The sequence below is a fragment of the Niastella sp. genome (assembly GCF_045805085.1).
Taxonomy (GTDB): Bacteria; Bacteroidota; Bacteroidia; order Chitinophagales; family Chitinophagaceae; genus Niastella.
Map to the genome: position 1 here is coordinate 1 of NZ_JBJMLX010000045.1, position 3,473 is coordinate 3,473.

The 3,473-nt window shown below is 45.5% G+C and carries 3 protein-coding genes and 1 tRNA gene; 3 read left to right on the top strand and 1 reads right to left on the bottom strand.

The annotated features are described in order from the left end of the window. Window positions 1-78: 78 nt before the first annotated feature. Window positions 79-153: transfer RNA gene (locus tag ACJ751_RS01955), tRNA-Glu, on the bottom strand. A 477-nt stretch (window positions 154-630) separates the two neighbouring features. Here ACJ751_RS01955 and gap point away from each other — a divergent pair. The 3 genes from gap to ACJ751_RS01970 all read left to right on the top strand — a co-directional run. Beyond that, the gene (gap, locus tag ACJ751_RS01960; RefSeq protein WP_407743693.1) at window positions 631-1,671 is read left to right on the top strand and encodes a type I glyceraldehyde-3-phosphate dehydrogenase; all 1,041 of its coding nucleotides are present in this window, start codon (window positions 631-633) and stop codon (window positions 1,669-1,671) included. 139 nt (window positions 1,672-1,810) lie between these two features. Next, window positions 1,811-3,007, top strand: a complete 1,197-nt coding sequence (locus ACJ751_RS01965) for a phosphoglycerate kinase (RefSeq protein ID WP_407743694.1) — start codon at window positions 1,811-1,813, stop codon at window positions 3,005-3,007. A gap of 138 nt (window positions 3,008-3,145) precedes the next feature. Continuing rightward, the coding region (locus ACJ751_RS01970; protein ID WP_407743695.1) for a hypothetical protein at window positions 3,146-3,473 on the top strand (328 nt) is incomplete at its 3' end.

Sequence of the window (3,473 nt, forward strand, 5' to 3'; positions counted from 1 at the left end):
CAGCAATAATATCCCAGGAATTTGATCTGATCTCCAATCCCCAACAATTTGACTTCAATGATGAGTTTGAGCTGCACATGGTACCGCGTACGGGATTCGAACCCGTATCACCACCGTGAAAGGGTGGTGTCCTAGCCCTTAGACGAACGCGGCTCGTTTTTGGGAGTGCAAAAATAGGAAACTGTCCTGTTCCACCAAAAAAAAGCCCACTTTCTTTTAAAATATTTTTTCCGTGCACTCCCGGCCGCTGGCCAGGTACTATGATGCCGTTTGGTTGAAGTTGGAAAACTTCCAATACATAACGGAACCCGTGGTTGACACAAAAACCAACACCTGGATCAAAAAAATATTTTTCATCCGGCAATTAACGATTTGTTAGCATCCTTTCTTGTCGCTGCGCGTTTTCTTTCACTCTGCTCCATTTGCTTTCAAATTGTTATAAAGCCCCCAAAAAAAGTAGGGTAAATGATTTCATAAGTAAGTGTACGCTATATGTTTAGCCGCTTTGTGTGAGAACGCCGCCACGCAACCGGTTGAGGCCCGGTTTGCATACAAATTTCACAGATTCATTTACAACCAAAATTGTACCTTAGCCCCCGCAATTTTTAACTAACACAAAATTTCCAGATCATGAGCACAGTTAAAGTGGCGATCAACGGTTTTGGTCGTATCGGCCGGTTGGTATACCGCCAGATTTATAAAATGGATGGCATTGATGTAGTCGCTATCAATGACCTTACCAGTCCCAAAGTTTTAGCCCACCTCCTTAAGTATGATAGCGCTCAGGGCCGTTTTGATGCTGAAGTAAAAAGTACCGATAACTCTATTATAGTAAATGGCGAAGAAGTAAAGATCTATGCACAAAAAGACCCTGCTCAAATTCCCTGGGGTCAACATGAAGTAGACGTTGTACTGGAGTGCACTGGTTTCTTCACTGATAAAGCAAAAGCTGAAGCGCACCTGACTGCCGGCGCTAAAAGAGTAGTAATTTCTGCTCCTGCTACCGGCGATCTGAAAACTATCGTTTTCAACGTGAACCACGCTATTCTCGATGGTACTGAAACTGTGATCAGCTGCGCAAGCTGTACTACCAACTGCCTGGCTCCTATGGCCCAGGTGCTCGACGAGAAATTCGGTATCGTGAACGGTCTTATGACCACCATCCACGCTTACACGAACGACCAAAACACCCAAGATGCTCCGCACCCCAAAGGTGACCTGCGCCGCGCCCGCGCTGCTGCTCAAAACATCGTTCCTAACAGCACTGGTGCTGCCAAAGCCATCGGCCTGGTATTACCTAACCTGAAAGGTAAACTGGATGGTTCTGCTCAACGCGTACCTGTATTAACCGGTTCTTTAACTGAAGTAACTGCGGTATTAAGTAAAAAGACAACTGTTGAAGAACTGAACGCCGCCATGAAGGCTGCCTCTAACGAAAGCTTCGGTTACACTGAAGACGAGATCGTGAGCAGCGACATCGTAGGTAGCACTTACGGTTCTTACTTCGATGCTACACAAACACGTGTTCAAACTGTAGGCGATACCCAGCTGGTTCGCACGGTTAGCTGGTACGATAACGAAATGAGCTATGTAAGCCAGCTAGTTCGCACCGTTAACTATTTTGCAAAGTTGATCAACAAAGGCGCTGCAAAAGCAACTGCCAAAGCTTAATAAATTAACCACAGGTGTAGTTTTGGCTACATCCTAATTAACCACAAAGCTATTGAAAGCGGGTACGCCCAGGATAATCCCTTAGTCGGCCAATGCTATCAATAATCTTTGTGGTTAACTTTTTTAAAACTACTTCTTCATGTCTACATTCAGCCAATATAACTTCAAGGGTCAGAAAGCGTTGATCCGGGTTGATTTTAACGTTCCGCTTGACAAAAAAACACTTGCCATTACCGACGATACGCGTATCAAAGCGGCTGTGCCTACTATTAAAAAAATATTAGGTGATGGCGGCAGTGTGATCCTCATGAGCCACCTGGGCCGTCCCAAAGAAGGGCCCGAAGACAAATCTTCATTGAAGCACCTGGTAAGCCATATTTCTGAATTGCTGGGCACCAATATACAGTTCGCCAATGACTGTATTGGTAAAGAAGCGGTTGATAAAGCGGCTGCGTTGAAACCCGGTGAAGTATTGTTGCTGGAAAACCTGCGTTTTTATAAAGAAGAAGAAAAAGGCGATGCCGGTTTTGCTGAAAAATTAAGCAAACTGGGCGATGTGTATGTGAACGATGCCTTTGGTACCGCTCACCGCGCCCATGCTTCTACTGCCGTGATCGCGCAATTCTTCCCCCGCGATAAAAAAATGTTCGGCTTACTGATGGAAAGTGAAGTGAAAAGCGCCGAAAAAGTAATGAACAATGCCGAGAAACCTTTCGTAGCCATTATTGGCGGCGCCAAGGTATCTGACAAGATCCTCATCATTGAAAACCTGTTGGAAAGAGCTACCGACATCATCATTGGTGGTGGTATGGCCTATACTTTCGAAAAAGCACAGGGTGGTAAAATCGGTAACTCGCTCTGTGAAGACGATCGCCTGGATACTGCCCGCGAACTGTTGAAGAAAGCAGAAGCCAAAGGTGTTTGTCTGCATTTCCCTTCTGATTCGGTAATTGCCGATAAATTCGATGCCGCTGCGCTTACTTCCAATGCGCCCAGCAATAACATCCCTGATGGCTGGATGGGTCTCGATGTAGGTCCTAATGCCTGCGAGCAATTTATCAATGTAATCAAACGCTCAAAAACCATTTTGTGGAACGGACCCATGGGGGTGTTTGAAATGGAAAAGTTTCAACACGGTACCAAATGTGTTGCTATGGCTGTGGCGGAAGCTACCCAGGATGGCGCGTTCTCCCTGGTAGGCGGTGGTGACTCTGTAGCTGCTGTAAACCAGTTTGGGTTTAGCGACCAGGTTAGTTATGTTTCTACCGGCGGTGGCGCTATGCTTGAGTTCTTTGAAGGTAAAGAACTGCCCGGTATTGCTGCGATCAACAAATAAGGTTGCCTTATTATATTCCTGACCGTGCCATGTTCTTTAAAAGAACGTGGCATTGTTTTTTTAACAATAACTGATTTTGAATAAAGGCATAATTTTGCTTGTAGGTGGGGAAAATCACTTCTGTAAAAATGGGAAATTATGAATACGCGTAACTTTTTGCTGCTGCTTGTAGCTGCTTTGGTATTTGTATTTGTGGCCTGCTCAAAGGAAAAAAGTAATGAAACCGGCACCACTCCTGGTGGAGCGAATCCCACTGACACCTTGCCTAAACCTGGTGATACCACACAGGGAAATACCAATACAGAAGTGGGTACCTGGAAATTCATCTCCGTTCAGGGTACCGGTAATCAAACTGCAGAGTTTAGTCAGCTCGGTGTTGCCCTGAAGGCGATTAGTAACAGCAATTTTACTTCGCAGGATAACGGCGGCACCGTTACCTTCGATAATTCAAAAATGACCGCGACCG